Source organism: Streptomyces sp. MBT53, from assembly GCF_016654115.1.
GTDB lineage: Bacteria > Actinomycetota > Actinomycetes > Streptomycetales > Streptomycetaceae > Streptomyces.
The window spans coordinates 1-434 of sequence record NZ_JAEQAZ010000369.1; the positions used below are offsets into that span (position 1 = coordinate 1).

A 434-nucleotide genomic window follows, 5' to 3' on the forward strand; every position below is an offset into this window, starting at 1 on the left:
GGGTGGGCGTCGGGGTCGGCGTGGGCCGGGGAGTCGGTGTCGGAGTCGGGGTCGGCGTGGCCTTGGGGGTCGGTGTCGGATGGGGTGTGGGCGACGGCGTCGGGCTCGGAGTGGGGGTCGGTTCGGGGGCCAACACCGCCGGTTCCTGGGCGGGTTGCTTCTTCGGGGGAGTCGGTGTCGGCGGCTCGGGCTTGACGACGGGGGAGGAGGAAGGGGCCGGCGCGGCGGCATGGTGCTTCGCGGGACTGTCGTGGTTGGCCAGCGCGAATGCCACCGCCGCCACCACACCCACCGCGACCACACCGGCCGCGATGCCCGCCTTCACCGGCGCCCCGAGCCCCTCGGAGGCCGCCGCGCCACCGGCACCGGCCCCGCCCGACGAACTGCCGCCGGCCGCCGCCGACGCACCGGCGGCACCCGCACCGCCGGACNTT

The 434-nt window shown here is 77.4% G+C and carries 1 pseudogene; it reads right to left on the reverse strand.

The window, feature by feature from the left end:
• A pseudogene (locus JHN45_RS50995) lies at nucleotides 1–434 on the reverse strand (RNA polymerase subunit sigma-24); the annotation flags it as partial.